This window comes from Gluconobacter sp. P1D12_c, from assembly GCF_018812105.1.
Lineage (GTDB): Bacteria > Pseudomonadota > Alphaproteobacteria > Acetobacterales > Acetobacteraceae > Gluconobacter > Gluconobacter oxydans_A.
The window spans coordinates 1-505 of sequence record NZ_JACSIQ010000321.1; the positions used below are offsets into that span (position 1 = coordinate 1).

A 505-nucleotide genomic window follows, 5' to 3' on the forward strand; every position below is an offset into this window, starting at 1 on the left:
GCTCGAAGCGTTTTCCCGGACTGTGGATTTTGAAGTATTCCGTCCTGACCTGGAGAWGGCTCTGGCCTATKCRGACGGRAGYAAAGGCGGMCGTCCGCCGTTTGATCCGGTGCTGATGTTCAARATCCTGGTSATCCAGACGCTGAACAATCTGTCCGACGAGCGAACGGAATATCTGATCAACGACCGCCTGTCCTTCATGCGTTTCCTTGGTCTGGGACTGTCGGACCGGGTGCCCGATTCCAAAACGGTCTGGCTGCTCCGTGAACGCCTGACACAGGCGGGTGCGATCGATGGGCTGTTTAACCGGTTTGAAGCGACCCTGCGGAACGCCGGTTATCTGCCGATGTCAGGCCAGATCCTGGATGCAACATTGGTAGCCGCTCCAAAGCAGCGCAATACGAATGCTGAGAAAGCCGATCTCCGGGCAGGSCGTATTCCCGAAGACTGGCAGGACAAGCCGTCAAAGCTGTCGCACAAGGATCGCCATGCGCGCTGGACGCTG

Annotated in this window: 1 protein-coding gene; it reads left to right on the forward strand. The window is 57.9% G+C overall.

All coding sequences use genetic code 11. From position 1 onward, the window contains the following. On the forward strand, positions 1 to 505 hold a 505-nt coding region (locus KP705_RS16975; RefSeq protein ID WP_215765115.1), incomplete at both ends, for a transposase.